Source organism: Collimonas sp. PA-H2 (assembly GCF_002564105.1).
Taxonomy (GTDB): domain Bacteria; phylum Pseudomonadota; class Gammaproteobacteria; order Burkholderiales; family Burkholderiaceae_D; genus Collimonas.
In genome coordinates, this window is the sequence record NZ_PDBX01000001.1 from 3147038 (window position 1) to 3161663 (window position 14626).

General features: G+C 59.8%; 15 protein-coding genes. All 15 read left to right on the forward strand.

From position 1 onward, the window contains the following. Window positions 1-77: 77 nt before the first annotated feature. The 15 genes from ubiE (at window position 78) to BCF11_RS14465 (ending at window position 14536) form a co-directional block, all read left to right on the forward strand. Window positions 78-812 carry a bifunctional demethylmenaquinone methyltransferase/2-methoxy-6-polyprenyl-1,4-benzoquinol methylase UbiE gene (gene ubiE / locus BCF11_RS14395; protein WP_098495333.1) on the forward strand — a complete coding sequence of 245 codons (735 nt, stop codon included), beginning with the start codon at window positions 78-80 and terminating at the stop codon, window positions 810-812. Window positions 813-820: 8 nt separating this feature from the next. Continuing rightward, window positions 821-1768: a Tim44 domain-containing protein gene (locus BCF11_RS14400; RefSeq protein ID WP_098495334.1), complete on the forward strand. Its 948-nt coding sequence runs from the start codon at window positions 821-823 to the stop codon at window positions 1766-1768. Window positions 1769-1867: 99 nt separating this feature from the next. Next, entirely contained in the window at window positions 1868-2476 is a 609-nt protein-coding gene (locus BCF11_RS14405) for an SCP2 domain-containing protein (protein ID WP_098495335.1), read from the forward strand. Continuing rightward, complete coding sequence (gene ubiB / locus BCF11_RS14410; RefSeq protein ID WP_098495336.1) at window positions 2473-4050, forward strand: ubiquinone biosynthesis regulatory protein kinase UbiB; 1578 nt, start codon at window positions 2473-2475, stop codon at window positions 4048-4050. The genes BCF11_RS14405 and ubiB overlap by 4 nt, the downstream gene beginning before the upstream one ends. 2 nt (window positions 4051-4052) lie before the next feature. Beyond that, complete coding sequence (locus BCF11_RS14415; RefSeq protein ID WP_098495337.1) at window positions 4053-4667, forward strand: methyltransferase domain-containing protein; 615 nt, start codon at window positions 4053-4055, stop codon at window positions 4665-4667. A 136-nt stretch (window positions 4668-4803) separates the two neighbouring features. After that, complete coding sequence (locus BCF11_RS14420) at window positions 4804-5889, forward strand: ABC transporter ATP-binding protein (RefSeq protein ID WP_098495338.1); 1086 nt, start codon at window positions 4804-4806, stop codon at window positions 5887-5889. Next, a complete protein-coding gene (locus tag BCF11_RS14425; protein WP_098495339.1) occupies window positions 5882-6790 on the forward strand; it encodes an ABC transporter permease in 909 nt (302 codons plus the stop codon). Before BCF11_RS14420 ends, BCF11_RS14425 begins: the two co-directional genes overlap by 8 nt. Next, on the forward strand, window positions 6783-7571 hold the full coding sequence (locus tag BCF11_RS14430; protein ID WP_231880034.1) for an ABC transporter permease: 789 nt from the start codon (window positions 6783-6785) through the stop codon (window positions 7569-7571). The genes BCF11_RS14425 and BCF11_RS14430 overlap by 8 nt, the downstream gene beginning before the upstream one ends. Before the next feature lie 18 nt (window positions 7572-7589). Continuing rightward, entirely contained in the window at window positions 7590-8651 is a 1062-nt protein-coding gene (locus tag BCF11_RS14435; RefSeq protein ID WP_098495340.1) for a PotD/PotF family extracellular solute-binding protein, read from the forward strand. A gap of 133 nt (window positions 8652-8784) precedes the next feature. After that, window positions 8785-9126: an FmdB family zinc ribbon protein gene (locus BCF11_RS14440; RefSeq protein ID WP_098495341.1), complete on the forward strand. Its 342-nt coding sequence runs from the start codon at window positions 8785-8787 to the stop codon at window positions 9124-9126. A gap of 69 nt (window positions 9127-9195) precedes the next feature. Further along, a complete protein-coding gene (locus tag BCF11_RS14445) occupies window positions 9196-9846 on the forward strand; it encodes a DUF502 domain-containing protein (protein WP_098495342.1) in 651 nt (216 codons plus the stop codon). A 99-nt stretch (window positions 9847-9945) separates the two neighbouring features. Beyond that, entirely contained in the window at window positions 9946-11748 is a 1803-nt protein-coding gene (gene aspS / locus BCF11_RS14450; protein ID WP_098495343.1) for an aspartate--tRNA ligase, read from the forward strand. Window positions 11749-11991: 243 nt separating this feature from the next. After that, window positions 11992-12459: a dihydroneopterin triphosphate diphosphatase gene (gene nudB / locus BCF11_RS14455; RefSeq protein ID WP_098495344.1), complete on the forward strand. Its 468-nt coding sequence runs from the start codon at window positions 11992-11994 to the stop codon at window positions 12457-12459. A 12-nt stretch (window positions 12460-12471) separates the two neighbouring features. Next, entirely contained in the window at window positions 12472-13278 is an 807-nt protein-coding gene (locus BCF11_RS14460; protein ID WP_098495345.1) for an endonuclease/exonuclease/phosphatase family protein, read from the forward strand. Between the two features lie 94 nt (window positions 13279-13372). Next, a complete protein-coding gene (locus BCF11_RS14465; RefSeq protein ID WP_098495346.1) occupies window positions 13373-14536 on the forward strand; it encodes a phosphatidylserine/phosphatidylglycerophosphate/cardiolipin synthase family protein in 1164 nt (387 codons plus the stop codon). Window positions 14537-14626: the final 90 nt, after the last annotated feature.

Sequence of the window (14626 nt, forward strand, 5' to 3'; positions counted from 1 at the left end):
AGCAAATCAAGTGCAACAAGCCAAACGCCTGAGTGCCGGACTTGTATAATGCTAGTCTGCCAAATAAGGTTGCTGATATGACCAACACCACCCATTTCGGTTATAAAACCGTCTCCGAGGACGATAAAGTCCACAAAGTCGCCGAAGTTTTCCACTCGGTTGCGCCTAAATACGACGTCATGAACGATCTGATGTCGGCCGGCCTGCATCGGGTCTGGAAGATTTTCACCATCGCCCAGGCCGCCATCCGCCCCGGTTTCAAGGTGCTGGATATCGCCGGCGGCACCGGCGACCTGGCCAAGGCGTTCGCCAAGCGCGCCGGGCCTACCGGCGAAGTCTGGCTGACCGACATCAACGAGTCGATGCTGCGCGTCGGCCGTGATCGTCTCTTGAATAATGGCTTGTCCACCCCCACCTTGCTATGCGACGCCGAGAAATTGCCGTTCCCGGACAATTATTTCGACCGCGTCTCGGTGGCCTTCGGTTTGCGCAACATGACGCACAAGGATGCCGCACTGGCGGAAATGCGCCGTGTGCTGAAGCCGGGCGGCAAACTGCTGGTGCTGGAGTTTTCGAAAGTATGGGAGCCTTTGAAAAAGCCCTACGACGTTTACTCGTTTTCCGTATTGCCGTGGCTGGGCAAGCAGATTGCCAATGATTCTGAAAGCTATCGCTACCTGGCGGAGTCGATTCGCATGCATCCCGATCAGGACACTCTGAAACAGATGATGACGGATGCGGGCTTGGCGCGGGTTGAGTATTTCAATTTAACTGCCGGTGTGGCGGCCTTGCATACCGGCATAAAACTGTAGGAGCTCGCATGAAGAAGTTTTTGCTGATGTTGCTGATGGTCGCAACCACTTTGTCGATGACAATCTCGAATGCCGACGCCCGTCGGCTCGGCGGCGGCGGCTCGTTCGGCAAGCAGTCGTCCGGCATTTCGCGCCAGGCGCCAAGCGCGCCGTCGCAGAATTTCGGCAACGCCAACCAGGCCAAGCCGGCAGCGCCTGCCGCCACCCCGTCTGCAGTTCCGCCTAAACCGGCCAGCCCATGGAAGGGCATCCTCGGCGGCGCCTTGCTGGGTCTCGGCCTGGGCGCCCTGATGTCGCATTTCGGTATGGGCGGCGCTTTCGGTTCATTCCTGATGATAGCCTTGCTGGCGGTCGCGGTAATTTTTGTTGTGCGATTGGTAATGCGCAAGAACAGTCCTGCGCCGGCGGCATATTCCGGTCCAGGCTCGGCGCCTAACCTGGGAGGCAATCTTCCCGCGGCCAATTTCGATAGCAATTCGTCCAGTTTCACCCCTGAAATCGGTTCCCGCGTCAATTCCGCTTCATCGTTCCAATCCTCAGCCGCTCCGGCTGCCGCGGCTAACAGCGCTCCTTGGGGAATTCCGGCGGATTTCGACGTACCCGGTTTCGTCCGCAGCGCCAAGACTTACTTCATCCGTCTGCAGGCCGCCTGGGACAAGGCCGACATCAACGATATCCGCGAATTCACCACGCCGGAAATGTTTGGCGAACTACGCCTGCAATTGCAGGAACGCGGCGCTTCGCCGAATAACACCGACGTCGTGCAGCTGGATGGCGAACTGATGGGCATCGAAACCGTCGGCAACGATTACCTGGCCAGCGTCAAGTTCACCGGCCTGATCAAGGAAGTGCCGGAAGCCTCGGCCGAGCCGTTCACCGAAGTCTGGAATATGTCCAAGCCTTTGTCGGGGCAGGGTGGCTGGGTTTTGGCGGGAATTCAGCAAGTGGCAGCATAAGCAGGCTGATTTACCGCGCCCCAGAGCATAAACAGGCTCTGGGGCTGACAAACTGATAAACTTGGACCGCCCATGAATAATCATGGGCGGTTTTATTTTATGACGATGACTTCACCACTAAACTTCAAGCCGATTACCGCGTCTGTCAATCACCTGTTGGCGCAAGAACCGTGGGCGCAGCGTATCCTGGCGTCGCATGCCGGCAAGGTCGCCTGTTTTGACGGCGGCGCCGTCAAGCTGAGCTGGCAGGTCAGCGCCGACGGCTTGCTGCAGGCGCCGCCGCCGGACAGCGACCAGCAGGTGGTGAACGTCCCCAATGTCACCATCCGAGTCAATCTGGCGGATTTGCCGCTGATCGCGCAGAACCGCGAGCGTGCTTTCTCTTATGTGAAGATCCAGGGCGACGCTGATTTTGCCAATGCGATTTCCCAGGTCAGCCAGGGTTTGCACTGGGATGCCGAGCACGACCTGAGCAAGCTGGTCGGCGATATCGCCGCCGTGCGCATCGTCTCCGGCGGCAATGCGCTGATCGCCGGCGTTCGCTCTACGCATAAAAAACTGACGGAAAACCTGGCCGAATATTTTCTGGAAGAACAGCCGATGCTGGTACGGCCGCAAGCTGTATCCGATTTTACGAATGATGTCACCAGGCTGCGCGACGATCTGGAGCGCCTGGCGAAACGCATCAACAAATTGAAAACCCCATGATTCTGAAATTTTTGCGAGTTCTTAAGATCGTCCGCGTTGCGGTGCGTTATGGCCTGGACGATATCGCCATGTCGGGTTTTGATACGCCGCGCATTTCCAAGCTGATCGATACCCTGATTTTCTGGCGCGATATTTCGGCGCCGCGCGGCGAGCGCCTGCGCATGGCGCTGGAAGAACTGGGGCCGATTTTCGTCAAGTTCGGACAAGTGCTGTCGACCCGTCGCGATTTGGTGCCGGGCGACATGGTCGACGAGTTGGCGCGCCTGCAGGATCGCGTGCCGCCCTTCAGCTCGGACCTGGCGATTGCACAGATCGAAAAATCATTGAAGGCCCATCCGGATGAGTTGTTCGCCAGCTTCGAGCGTGAACCGGTGGCCTCAGCCTCGATTGCGCAGGTACACTTTGCGACACTGCGAAATGGCAAGGAAGTAGCGGTCAAGGTGCTGCGTCCCGGCATGAAAAAATCCATCGATGAAGACGTGGCGCTGATGCATATCGCCGCTGGCCTGGTGGAGAGGCTGTGGGCCGACGGCCGTCGCCTGAAGGCGCGTGAAGTGGTGGGCGAATTCGACAAGTATCTGCACGATGAGCTGGACTTGATGCGCGAAGCCGCCAACGGCAGCCAGCTGCGCCGCAATTTCGCCGATTCGGATTTGCTGGTGGTGCCCGAGATGTACTGGGAATACTGCTCGCCTTCGGTGATCGTGATGGAACGCATGCACGGCATCCCGATTTCGCAGCTGGACCGCCTGCGAGACGCCGGCGTCGATCTCGGCAAGCTGTCGCGCGACGGCGTCGAGATTTTCTTCACTCAGGTGTTCCGCGACGGCTTTTTCCATGCCGACATGCATCCCGGGAATATCCTGGTGTCGGTAGCGCCGGCCACTTTCGGCCGCTACATCGCGCTCGATTTCGGCATCGTCGGCACCCTCAACGATTTCGACAAGGATTATCTGTCGCAGAATTTCCTGGCGTTTTTCCAGCGCGATTACAAGCGCGTGGCGGAAGCGCATATCGAATCCGGCTGGGCGCCCAAGGAAACCCGGGTCGACGAGTTGGAGTCGGCGGTGCGTGCCTGCTGCGAACCGATCTTCGACCGGCCGCTGAAAGATATCTCCTTCGGCCAGGTGCTGCTGCGCCTGTTCCAGACCTCGCGCCGCTTCAATGTCGAAGTGCAGCCGCAGCTGGTGCTCCTGCAAAAGACCTTGCTCAATGTCGAGGGCCTGGGCCGCCAGCTGGATCCGGAGCTGGACCTGTGGAAAACCGCCAAGCCGCACCTGGAGCGCTGGATGAGCGAACAGATGGGCTGGCGCGGCCTGCTGCAGCATCTGAAAATCGAAGTGCCGCGTTACAGCAAGCTGTTGCCGCAACTGCCGCGGCTGGCGCATCAGGTAATGAGCAAGGCCATCGAGCCGCGCGGCGAACACAGTAATGAACTGATGTGGCAGCTGATTGCCGAGCAGCGCAAGACCAACCACTTCCTGGGCATCGTGGTCTATCTCGGCGGCGGCGCCATCGCAGGTGTATTGCTGACGCTGCTTTATCTTCGCTTCGCGCACAGAATCTGGTGGTAGCCATGCCGCCCCCCGATTTTCCTCCCAAGTTTGCCAGCCGCGATCCCTCGCACCCCGATTTCTGGAGCGAGCGTTTCGAGCAGGATTTCATGCCATGGGATAACGGCGGCGTGCCGCTGGCGCTGCAGCAGTACGTGAACCGCAGTAAACCGGCGTCGACCCTGATTCCAGGTTGCGGCACCGGCTACGAAGTAGCCTATCTGGCCGAGGCCGGCTGGGATGTAACCGCCATCGACTTCTCCGGCGCTGCCGTCGGCGCAGCAAGGGCAGTGCTGGGCAAATGGTCCGGGCGCGTGCTGCAAGCCGATTTCTTTACCTATGAAGCGCAGCAGCCGCTCGGCTTTATCTACGAGCGCGCCTTTCTGTGCGCTTTGCCGCCCGCCCGGCGTGCCGATATCGTCAGCCGCTGGGCAGAGCTGTTGCCGTCAGGCGCCACGCTGGCCGGCTTCTTCTTTTTCGACGACTCGCCCAAAGGGCCGCCGTTCGGCATCAGCCGGGCCGAACTGGAACGCTTATTGCATGCCGATTTCGAGTTGGCCGATGAGCAGGATGTGACGGATTCCATTGCCGTATTTGCAGGCAAGGAGCGCTGGATGGAATGGCGCCGCCGGGGCTGACAGGCAGTCTCGGCGCCGGAGTTGTCAAAATACGAGCCAGTGTATGTCCGACGGTACATACACTGGCTTTTTTCACATAATTTGCAGTCAACTTGCTACAATTGGCGGTTTTTCGCCCTTCTGGAAATGACTAAATATGGCGCTGCTAGAAATCCGTAACGTCAGTCGTCGTTTTGGCGACTTTGCCGCAGTTGACAATATCAGCCTGTCAATTGAAGCCGGCGAATTCTTTACCCTGCTGGGCCCTTCCGGCTGCGGCAAGACCACCTTGCTGCGCATGATCGCCGGTTTCGATCTGCCGGATTCCGGCCAGATCCTGCTGGATGGCGTCGACCTGGTGGGCAGCCCGCCGGAACACCGGCCGGTATGCACCGTATTCCAGAACTACGCGCTGTTTCCGCACATGACGGTCTCGGCCAACATCGCTTTCCCCCTGAAGATGGCCAAGGTGCCGGCGGAGCAGATCCGCGTCCGGGTCGAGGAAGCGTTGGAGGACGTGCGCCTGACCGGCTTCGCGGCGCGCTTTCCGCATGAGTTGTCTGGCGGTCAACGGCAACGTGTCGCGGTGGCGCGGGCGCTGGTGTCGCGTCCCAAGCTGCTGCTGCTGGACGAGCCTTTGTCGGCGCTGGACGCCAAGCTGCGCGAGCAGATGCAGATCGAACTGATCAATCTGCAAAAAGAAGTCGATATCACCTTCGTCTACGTCACCCACGACCAGGGCGAAGCGCTGGCGCTGTCGCACCGGATCGCGGTCATGAACCGCGGCAATGTCGAACAGCTGGACGAGCCTTCGCGCATCTACAGCTATCCGCGCACCCGTTTTGTCGCCGATTTCATCGGCACTTGCAACCTGCTGGACGGCGCCATCGCCAGCATAGACGGCGCTGCCATGCAGCTGGACGTGCCCGGCCTCGGCCTGGTGAAAAGCGCCGTGCCGCCGAATGCCGCGGCCGGCCTGAAAGGCACGCTGGCGCTGCGTCCGGAAAAGATCCATATCAGCGCCGAGATCAGCACCGACACCGCGGAAAACCATTTCAAGGGCTTCGTCAAGGAGCTGCTGTACCTGGGCGATGTCACCGTGTACATCGTGCAGACCGAAGGCGGCACCACAATCGAAGCCTTGCTGGCGAATTCGGCCGCCGGCCGCGCCAAATTCTTCGAGGTCGGCGACATGGTCGACATCGCCTGGCAATTCGACGCAGGGCATTTCTTGTATGAGTAAGTTGTCAAATGCCGCAGCCAAGCGCGGCCGCACGGCGCGCTGGCTGATCAGCGGACCGCCGCTGTTCTACCTGCTGCTGTTCTTCGCCATCCCCAGCCTGATCATGGTGTTTGCCTCGGTGCGCTATGCCGGCGACTACGGCGGCCTGGCGCCGGTGTTCGACGAGGCCGGCAAGCTGGACTTGACGCTGGAAAATTTCCAGCGTTTCACATCGGATTTCATCTATACCGCGATCTTCCTGAAGTCACTGATGTATGCGGTGATCACCACTTGCTGCTGCCTGTTGATGGCCTATCCGCTGGCGCTGCTGATTGCGCGCAGCCCGAAGAAGTACCGCGACCTGCTGATCCTGCTGGTGATCCTGCCGTTCTGGAGCAACTTCCTGATACGCGTATATGCCTGGATGATCATCCTCGGTCCGCAATCCGGTTTGACGCAGGCGGTCAACTATGTGCTGGGGCTGGTTGGGATCGAACCGGTGCGCCTGTTGTTTACCGCGTTTTCGGTGATTGTCGGCCTGGTCTACGTGCATCTGCCGTTCATGGTTTTGCCGCTCTACGCCAACCTGGAAAAGCATGACCCGGCGCTGGTCGACGCCGCCCAGGACCTGGGCGCATCGGCCTGGCAACGCTTCTGGCGCATCACTTTCCCGCTGTCCTTGCCCGGCGTGTATGCCGGCGCGGCGCTGGTATTCATTCCGGCGCTGGGGATTTTTGCGGTCTCCGACATCCTGGGCGGCACCGGCAGCGACATGATCGGTAATGTCATCAAACAGCAATTCCTGGAAACCCGCGACTGGCCGTTCGGCAGCGTACTGTCTATCGTCCTCACGGTAGCGGCGCTGATCGCCGCCGGCATCGCCGTGCTGGTGGCAAGGCCAAGGAGAGAAACCCATGGCTAATCTGAACCGGATGCGGCGTCCGCTTGGCCTGTGGCTGGTGGCGCTGTTCGTGTATGCGTTTTTGTACGTGCCGCTGATTATCGTGGTGGTGTATTCCTTCAACGACTCGCAGCTGAATGCCGAGTGGGTCGGCTTTACGCTGGACTGGTATCGCAAGCTGTTCCATAACGAAGAGATGCTGCGCGCCGCTGGTAATTCGCTGATGATCGCGCTGGTGGCCAGCGCCGCCTCCACCTTGCTGGGCACCATGGCCGGCTTCGCCATGCATCGCTACAAGCTCAAGCTGCTGCCTTTACTGGTGCTGACGCCGATTGCGATTCCGGAAATCCTGGTCGGCGTGTCCCTGCTGATTTTCTTCGTCATGTTGAACATCACGCTGGGACTGCTGTCGATCACCTTGGCGCACATCGCGTTCTGCATCGGCTTTGTCGCCATCGTGGTGCGCTCGCGCTTGTCGGGCATGGATGAAAGCCTGACCGAAGCGGCGCGCGACTGCGGCGCTACGCCCATGCAGGCATTCCGGCTGGTGACCTTGCCGCTGATCATGCCAGGCGTGGTGGCGGGGGCTTTGATGGCGTTCACCCTGTCGATCGACGATTTCGTGATCACCTTCTTCACCGCCGGCGCCAATGCATCCACCTTGCCGCTGCAGATCTATTCGATGATCAAGATTGCCGTCACGCCAGAAGTAAATGCAGTCTCGACCTTGTTGATGGGGCTGACGCTGCTGCTTATAATCATTGCGTCCAAGCTTGCGCCTAACGCCTTACGTTCCTCCTAATCGCCTATCAGGACAGCCATGAAAAAACTGCTCGCCATTGCTTCACTTCTGTTTGCCAGCGTCTCGGCCCACGCCGCCGACGAACTGCACCTGTACAACTGGAACAATTACATTGCGCCGGAGACGGTGGGGCGCTTCGAGGCTTTGTGCAAATGCAAGGTGGTGCAGACTTATTACGGCGACAATGAGGAAATGCTGGCCAAGCTGGCGGCCGGCGCCAAGGGCTACGACATCATCGTGCCGACCGGTAACGCGCTGGACGCCTTGATCAAGCAGCAAGCCTTGCTGCCGCTCGACAAGGCACAGTTGCCGAACCTGAAAAACGCCAATCCAGCCTACCTGAACACGGATTTCGACAAGGGCAACAAGTATTCAGTGCCTTACGCCTACACGGTTACCCTGATGGGCTATAACGACCAGAAGATGAAGGAGCTAGGCATTCCGGTGGATAGCTGGGCAGCGATTTTCGATCCGAAGATCCTGGCCAAGATCAAGGGTAAGGTCACGGTGCTGGATTCGGCCAACGAATTGATGGGTGCTGCCCTGAAATACCTGGGCTATTCCGCCAACGATACCGATGAGAAGCATTGGCAGGAAGCCAAGGACGTCATCCTCAAGGCCAAGCCTTACTGGGCGGCATTCAATGGCAGCAGCTACATCAAGGAATTGACTGTAGGTAATATCTGGCTGGTGCAGGGTTATTCGAATGATATTTTCCAGGCCGATGTCGATGCCCAGAAAGCCGGCCGCAAGTTCCGCATCCGCCACGGCATGCCGAAAGAGGGCGCGGTTCTGGCTCTCGATAGCATGGTGATCCACAAGGCAGCGCCGCGGCCGGACCTGGCGCTGAAATTCATCAATTTCATGCTGGATGGCAAGAATGCCGCCGAGCTGAGCAACCTGATCGGTTCCGGCAATCCTAACGCCGATGCCGCCAAGTACATCAAGCCGGAGATCGCCAACAACCAGGCGATTTTTCCGGACAAGGCCGGTTTTGCCAAGCTGGAAATGCTGAAAGACCTGAACAGCAAGCAGCGGCGCGCCGTCAACCGCATCTGGACAGAGATCCGCGCGCGCTGATTTTATTGATGTAAAATTGATAACAATGGCGCCAAATCATGGCGCCGCCGCCACAAGCCACTGGCCAGACCCGTATATACTGAAAAAAACCTTTATAATTCAGGGTTTTGTAAGATATTTGCGGAGTTTCACCATGCCGATTTATGCGTATCGCTGCGAAGCCTGTGGTTTTGCCAAAGATGTGCTGCAAAAGATGTCCGATGAGCCGCTGACGGTTTGCCCGTCCTGCAGCACAGCCGCGTTCAAGAAGCAGGTTACCGCAGCTGGTTTCCAGCTGAAAGGCAGCGGCTGGTATGTCACCGATTTCCGTGGCGGCGCCGGGGCGACAGTGCCGCCGGCAGGCGCAGCAGAAGCGGCGGCGCCGGCGGGTACTGTCGTCACTGCGCCGGCGACGCCGGCAGCACCGGCGGCGGCAGCAGCCAGCAGCCCGGCGCCAGCCAGCACCAGCGCGGGCGGCACGGCAGCGGCAAGCTAAGGTCGTCGCTTAGTCAACGAGTTGAACCCGGCGCAGCTGCACGGCAGCTGACGTCCGACAAAGAAAGCCATGCGTAAATATTTCATCACCGGTCTACTGGTTTTAGTGCCCCTGGCAATCACGCTATGGGTGCTGAACCTGATCATTGGCACGATGGACCAGTCGCTGCTGCTGCTGCCTGAGCAATGGCGGCCCAAGGCTTTGCTGGGGCACGACATTCCCGGCCTCGGCACCATCCTGACCTTGCTGGTGATCTTCCTGACCGGCCTGGCGACGCGCAATTTCATCGGCCGCCAGATCGTCCAGGTATGGGAAGCGGTGCTGACGCGGATTCCGGTGGTCAGCTCGATCTATTCCAGCGTCAAGCAAGTCTCGGACACCTTGTTCTCGTCCTCCGGCAATGCCTTCCGCAAAGCCTTGCTGGTGCAGTATCCGCGCCAGGGATCGTGGACCATCGCGTTCCTGACCGGGATTCCGGGCGGCGACGTCAAGAATCATCTGGCCGGCGATTACGTCAGCGTATATGTGCCGACGACGCCGAACCCGACCTCGGGCTTTTTCCTGATGCTGCCGCGCGAAGACACTATCGAACTCGACATGAGCGTCGACGAGGCGCTGAAGTATATTGTTTCAATGGGCGTGGTGGCGCCGGAGCAGCTGGCCGGCAAGAAGCTGATCATCGATACGCCGCCGGGCAGCGATAATAGGCCCGGCGCATAAGAAAGACGGCGGCCGCCAGCGCGCCAGCGATCTCCGTGCTGCAAGCAGCAACACTAATTTAAAACATCCGTACAACATCTGAACTGCGAAAAACTGAATATGTCCATGCGAACCCAATACTGCGGCCTCACTACTGAGGTACTTCTCGGCCAAACCGTCAGCCTGTGCGGCTGGGTGCATCGTCGTCGCGATCATGGCGGCGTCATTTTCATCGACCTGCGCGACCGCGAAGGCCTGGTGCAGGTCGTGTGCGATCCGGACCGCGCCGAAGTATTCAAGAACGCAGAAGCGGTACGCAATGAATTCTGCCTGCGCATCACCGGCGTGGTGCGCCTGCGCCCTGACGGCACCGGCAACAGCAACCTGAAGTCCGGCAAGATCGAAGTGCTGGCGCACGACCTGGAAGTGCTGAACCCATCGATCACGCCGCCGTTCCAGCTGGATGACGACAACCTGTCGGAAACCACCCGCCTGACGCATCGCGTGCTGGACCTGCGCCGTCCGCAGATGCAAAACAACCTGCGCCTGCGCTACAAGGTGACGATGGAAGTGCGCAAGTTCCTGGACGCCAACGGCTTCATCGATATCGAAACACCGATGCTGACCAAGTCGACCCCGGAAGGCGCGCGCGACTACCTGGTGCCGTCGCGTGTCAACGCCGGTCACTTCTTCGCACTGCCGCAATCGCCGCAATTGTTCAAGCAGCTGCTGATGGTGGCCAACTTCGACCGTTACTACCAGATCACCAAATGCTTCCGCGACGAAGACCTGCGCGCCGACCGCCAGCCGGAATTCACCCAGATCGACTGCGAAACTTCCTTCATGTCGGAACAGGAAATCCGCGACATGTTCGAAGGCATGATCCGCCTGGTGTTCAAGAACGCGCTGGACATCGACCTGCCTAACCCGTTCCCTGTGATGGACTTCGCTACCGCGATGGCGCTGTACGGTTCGGACAAGCCGGACATGCGCGTCAAGCTGGCCTTCACCGACCTCACCGCGGTCATGAAAGACGTCGACTTCAAGGTCTTCGCCGGCGCCGCCAACATGGACAACGGCCGCGTGGTCGGCTTGCGCGTACCTGGCGGCGCCGCCATGCCGCGTTCGGAAATCGATGCCTACACCCAGTTTGTCGCCATCTACGGCGCCAAGGGCTTGGCTTACATCAAGGTCAACGAAAAGGCCAGCGGCCGCGACGGTTTGCAATCGCCTATCGTCAAGAACCTGCACGATGCAGCGCTGGCGCAGATCCTGGAACAGACCGGCGCGCAAGACGGCGACCTGATTTTCTTCGGCGCCGACAAGGCCAAGGTCGTCAACGATGCCATCGGCGCCCTGCGCGTCAAGATCGGCCACAGCGAGTTCGGCAAGAAGGCTGGCTTGTTCGACGACACTTGGCGTCCGCTGTGGGTGGTTGACTTCCCGATGTTCGAATACGATGAAGACGGCGACCGCTGGAACGCCTTGCATCATCCGTTCACATCGCCGAAAGACGGCCACGAAGATTTCATCGAGACTGATCCAGGCAAGGCCATCGCCAAGGCCTACGACATGGTTCTCAACGGTTGGGAACTGGGCGGCGGTTCGATCCGTATCCACCGCGCGGAAGTACAGAGCAAGGTGTTCCGTGCTCTGAAGATCGACGCCGAAGAAGCGCAACTCAAGTTCGGCTTCCTGCTCGACGCCCTGCAATACGGCGCGCCTCCGCACGGCGGCCTGGCTTTCGGCCTGGATCGCATCGTCACCATGATGTGCGGCGCCGAGTCGATCCGCGACGTCATCGCCTTCCCGAAAACCCAGCGCGCGCAATGTCTGCTGACGCAGGCGCCGTCGGAAGTCGACGAAAAGCAATTGAAAGAATTGCATATCCGCCTGCGCATGCCGGAAGCGAAAGTCGTCTGATTTTAGATAAAATTCAGATAAAAAGCAGCAATCAAAAAAGCGCGGTTTTCCGCGCTTTTTTTACGCCCGTCGAAACCGGTTTATAGTAGTGCTTTGCGTAGTCGGGCTCAGTACGGCGCAATCTCGCCCGGCAAGCTAAGTACGGCTGCCCGCTCAGTTCCGGCCGCTGATGGTGTAGCATGGTTTACCTGATCTTGCGCTTGCCGGATTACGCTAACGCAACCTCATTTTTTGCTTATTTGCATGTATAAAATTCCCGAATCGGTATTGGTGGTTATTTACACGGAAGACTTGCAGGTGTTGTTGATGGAGCGTGCCGATAAACCCGATTACTGGCAATCGGTGACCGGTTCCAAGGACTTTCCTGACGAAGCGCTGGAAGTAACGGCGATGCGTGAAGTGCAGGAGGAAACCGGCATCGTGGTCGCCGCCGAGGGCGGCAGCGTGCCGCCCTCCAATCTGAACGACTGGCGGGTGGCTAACGTCTACGAGATTTATCCGGTGTGGCGCCATCGCTATGCACCGGGGATTACAAAGAACACCGAGCACGTGTTCGGCCTGCTGGTGCCGGCCGGCGTCCCGGTCACGCTGGCGCCGCGCGAGCATTTGCAATACAAGTGGCTGCCTTACCGCGAGGCTGCCGATGCCTGCTTTTCGCCGTCGAATGCCGAGGCGATCCTGCAGTTGCCGCATCACTTTAAACGACAGTAAGCCGTACCCTCCATGAAACTGCGCATTGCCACCTACAACATACACAAGGGCGTTTCCTCGCTCGGCAGCCGGCCGCGCGTGCATGCCCTGAAGCAGGCGCTGGCGCGGATGCAGGCGGACGTCTTCTTCCTGCAGGAAGTGCAGGGGCGGCACGACTTGCTGGCGGCGCGCCACGCGGCGCATTGGCCGGACCAGCCGCAGCACGATTTCCTGGCCGGCGATTCGCATCATGCAGCCTACGGCATGAACGCCGTCTACGACCATGGCCACCATGGCAACGCCTTGCTGAGCCGCTTCGAAATCGCCTCGCAAAGCAACCAGGATGTGTCCGACCATGCTTACGAGGCGCGCGGCATCCTGCACTGCGTCCTGAAAACCCCGACCGCCGATGTTCACTGCTATGTGGTGCATCTGGGCTTGTTCGGCGGCGGCCGCCGCCGCCAGACCGCGGCCCTGATCGAAGCGGTGCGCAGCTCTTCGCCGCCGGATGCGCCGCTGATCATCGCCGGCGATTTCAACGACTGGGGCAATCGCCTGAGCGATTTCCTCAGGGTGCGGCTGGATGTGGCCGAGATATTCGACGAACGCATCGCCAGCACCGGCATGATGCAAGGCGTCGGTTCCTACCTGCAGCAGTTGATAGGGCGTACGCCCAAGCTGAAGCCGGCGCGCACTTTTCCCGCCGCCTTTCCCTGGCTGCGCCTGGACCGGATTTATCTGCGTGGCTTTACGGTAGAATCAGCGGAAGTCCTGCATGGCGCGGAATGGGCAAAATTGTCGGATCATGCGCCTATCGTGGCTACCCTCAGATTGCAATAAAAGCGGCTGGCGGCGCCAGCTTCAACCATGATTTCAGAAAGACCGTCAGGATGCCGTTTCTCCTCTTGTCCGTTTTGTCTGCTTTGTTCAGTACATGCGCGCGGTAAGCTTTAGCGCAGACAACCACATCACGCTGTTGCACAACGGCGCTGCCTTTTTTCCGGCGTTGATTGCCGCCATCGATGCCGCCCGTGCCGAAATCTACCTGGAAACCTATATCTTCGCCGCCGACGCCACCGCGTCCTCGGTGCAGCAGGCCTTGACGCGCGCGGCGCAGCGCGGCGTCACCGTGCGCGTGATCGCCGACTGGCTCGGCAGCGGCCACCGGCGCTCGCTCTCGCTGCAACAGGAGTTCGAGGCCGGCGGCGTCATGTATCGCGCTTTCAATCCCTGGTTCCAGCGCGGCGTGGCAAGAATGCATCGGAAGATGTGCGTGGTCGATCGCGATATCAGCTTTATTGGCGGCTTGAACATCATCGACGACATGGTTTCCGACGACGATTTGCGCCTGCCCTTGTCGGCGCCGCGCTGGGATTTCGCGGTGAGCATCAGCGGCCCGCTGGTGGTCACCATCCATCTCGAACTGGAAGCGCAATGGATGCGGCTGGGCGAAATGAAACTGCTGGCGCGCTTGCAGCAGTTCAAGCGCAGCCGTGCGCGCCGCCCGGGCAGCGCGCACGGACCGGCGCTGGCCGGCCTGGTGCTGCGCGATAACCTGCGCAACCGCCGCACCATCCAGCGCGCCTACCTGCAGGCGCTGGGACATGCGCGCCAGAGCGCCTTGCTGACCAGCCCATATTTCGCGCCAGGCAGGAAATTGCGGCGCGGCCTGGAGGAGGCAGCACGGCGCGGCGTCCAGGTCACCTTGCTGCTGGGAGTCGGCCATTATCGCCTGCAGGACGCGGTCAGCCAGTCCTACTATCCGAAACTGATGAAGGCAGGGGTCAGGATTGTCGAGTATCGCAAAACGACCTTGCACGCCAAAGTTGCTGTCATCGACGACGATTGGGCCACGGTCGGCTCTAGCAATTTCGACGGCTTGAGCCTGCTGGTGAACCAGGAGGCCAACGTAGTGATCAGGGATGCCGATTTTTCGCGCGCGCTGCGGCGGCAGATAGAAATCGGCATTGCCGACGGCGATGCCGTTGCGGCCGACGCCTTTGACAATCTGTCGTGGCAGGCGCGCGCCTGGCACGGCGTGGCGTTTTTCCTGTATCGCTTGCTGATGCGGGTGATCGCCACCGGCAACCGCGAATAAAGGCTGCTTGAGTGGGCCGGATAATACAGGGGAAATGAAACGGGCCGCGGCATCATCTGCAGCGGCCCGTATCGGCAGCAACCGTCAGCG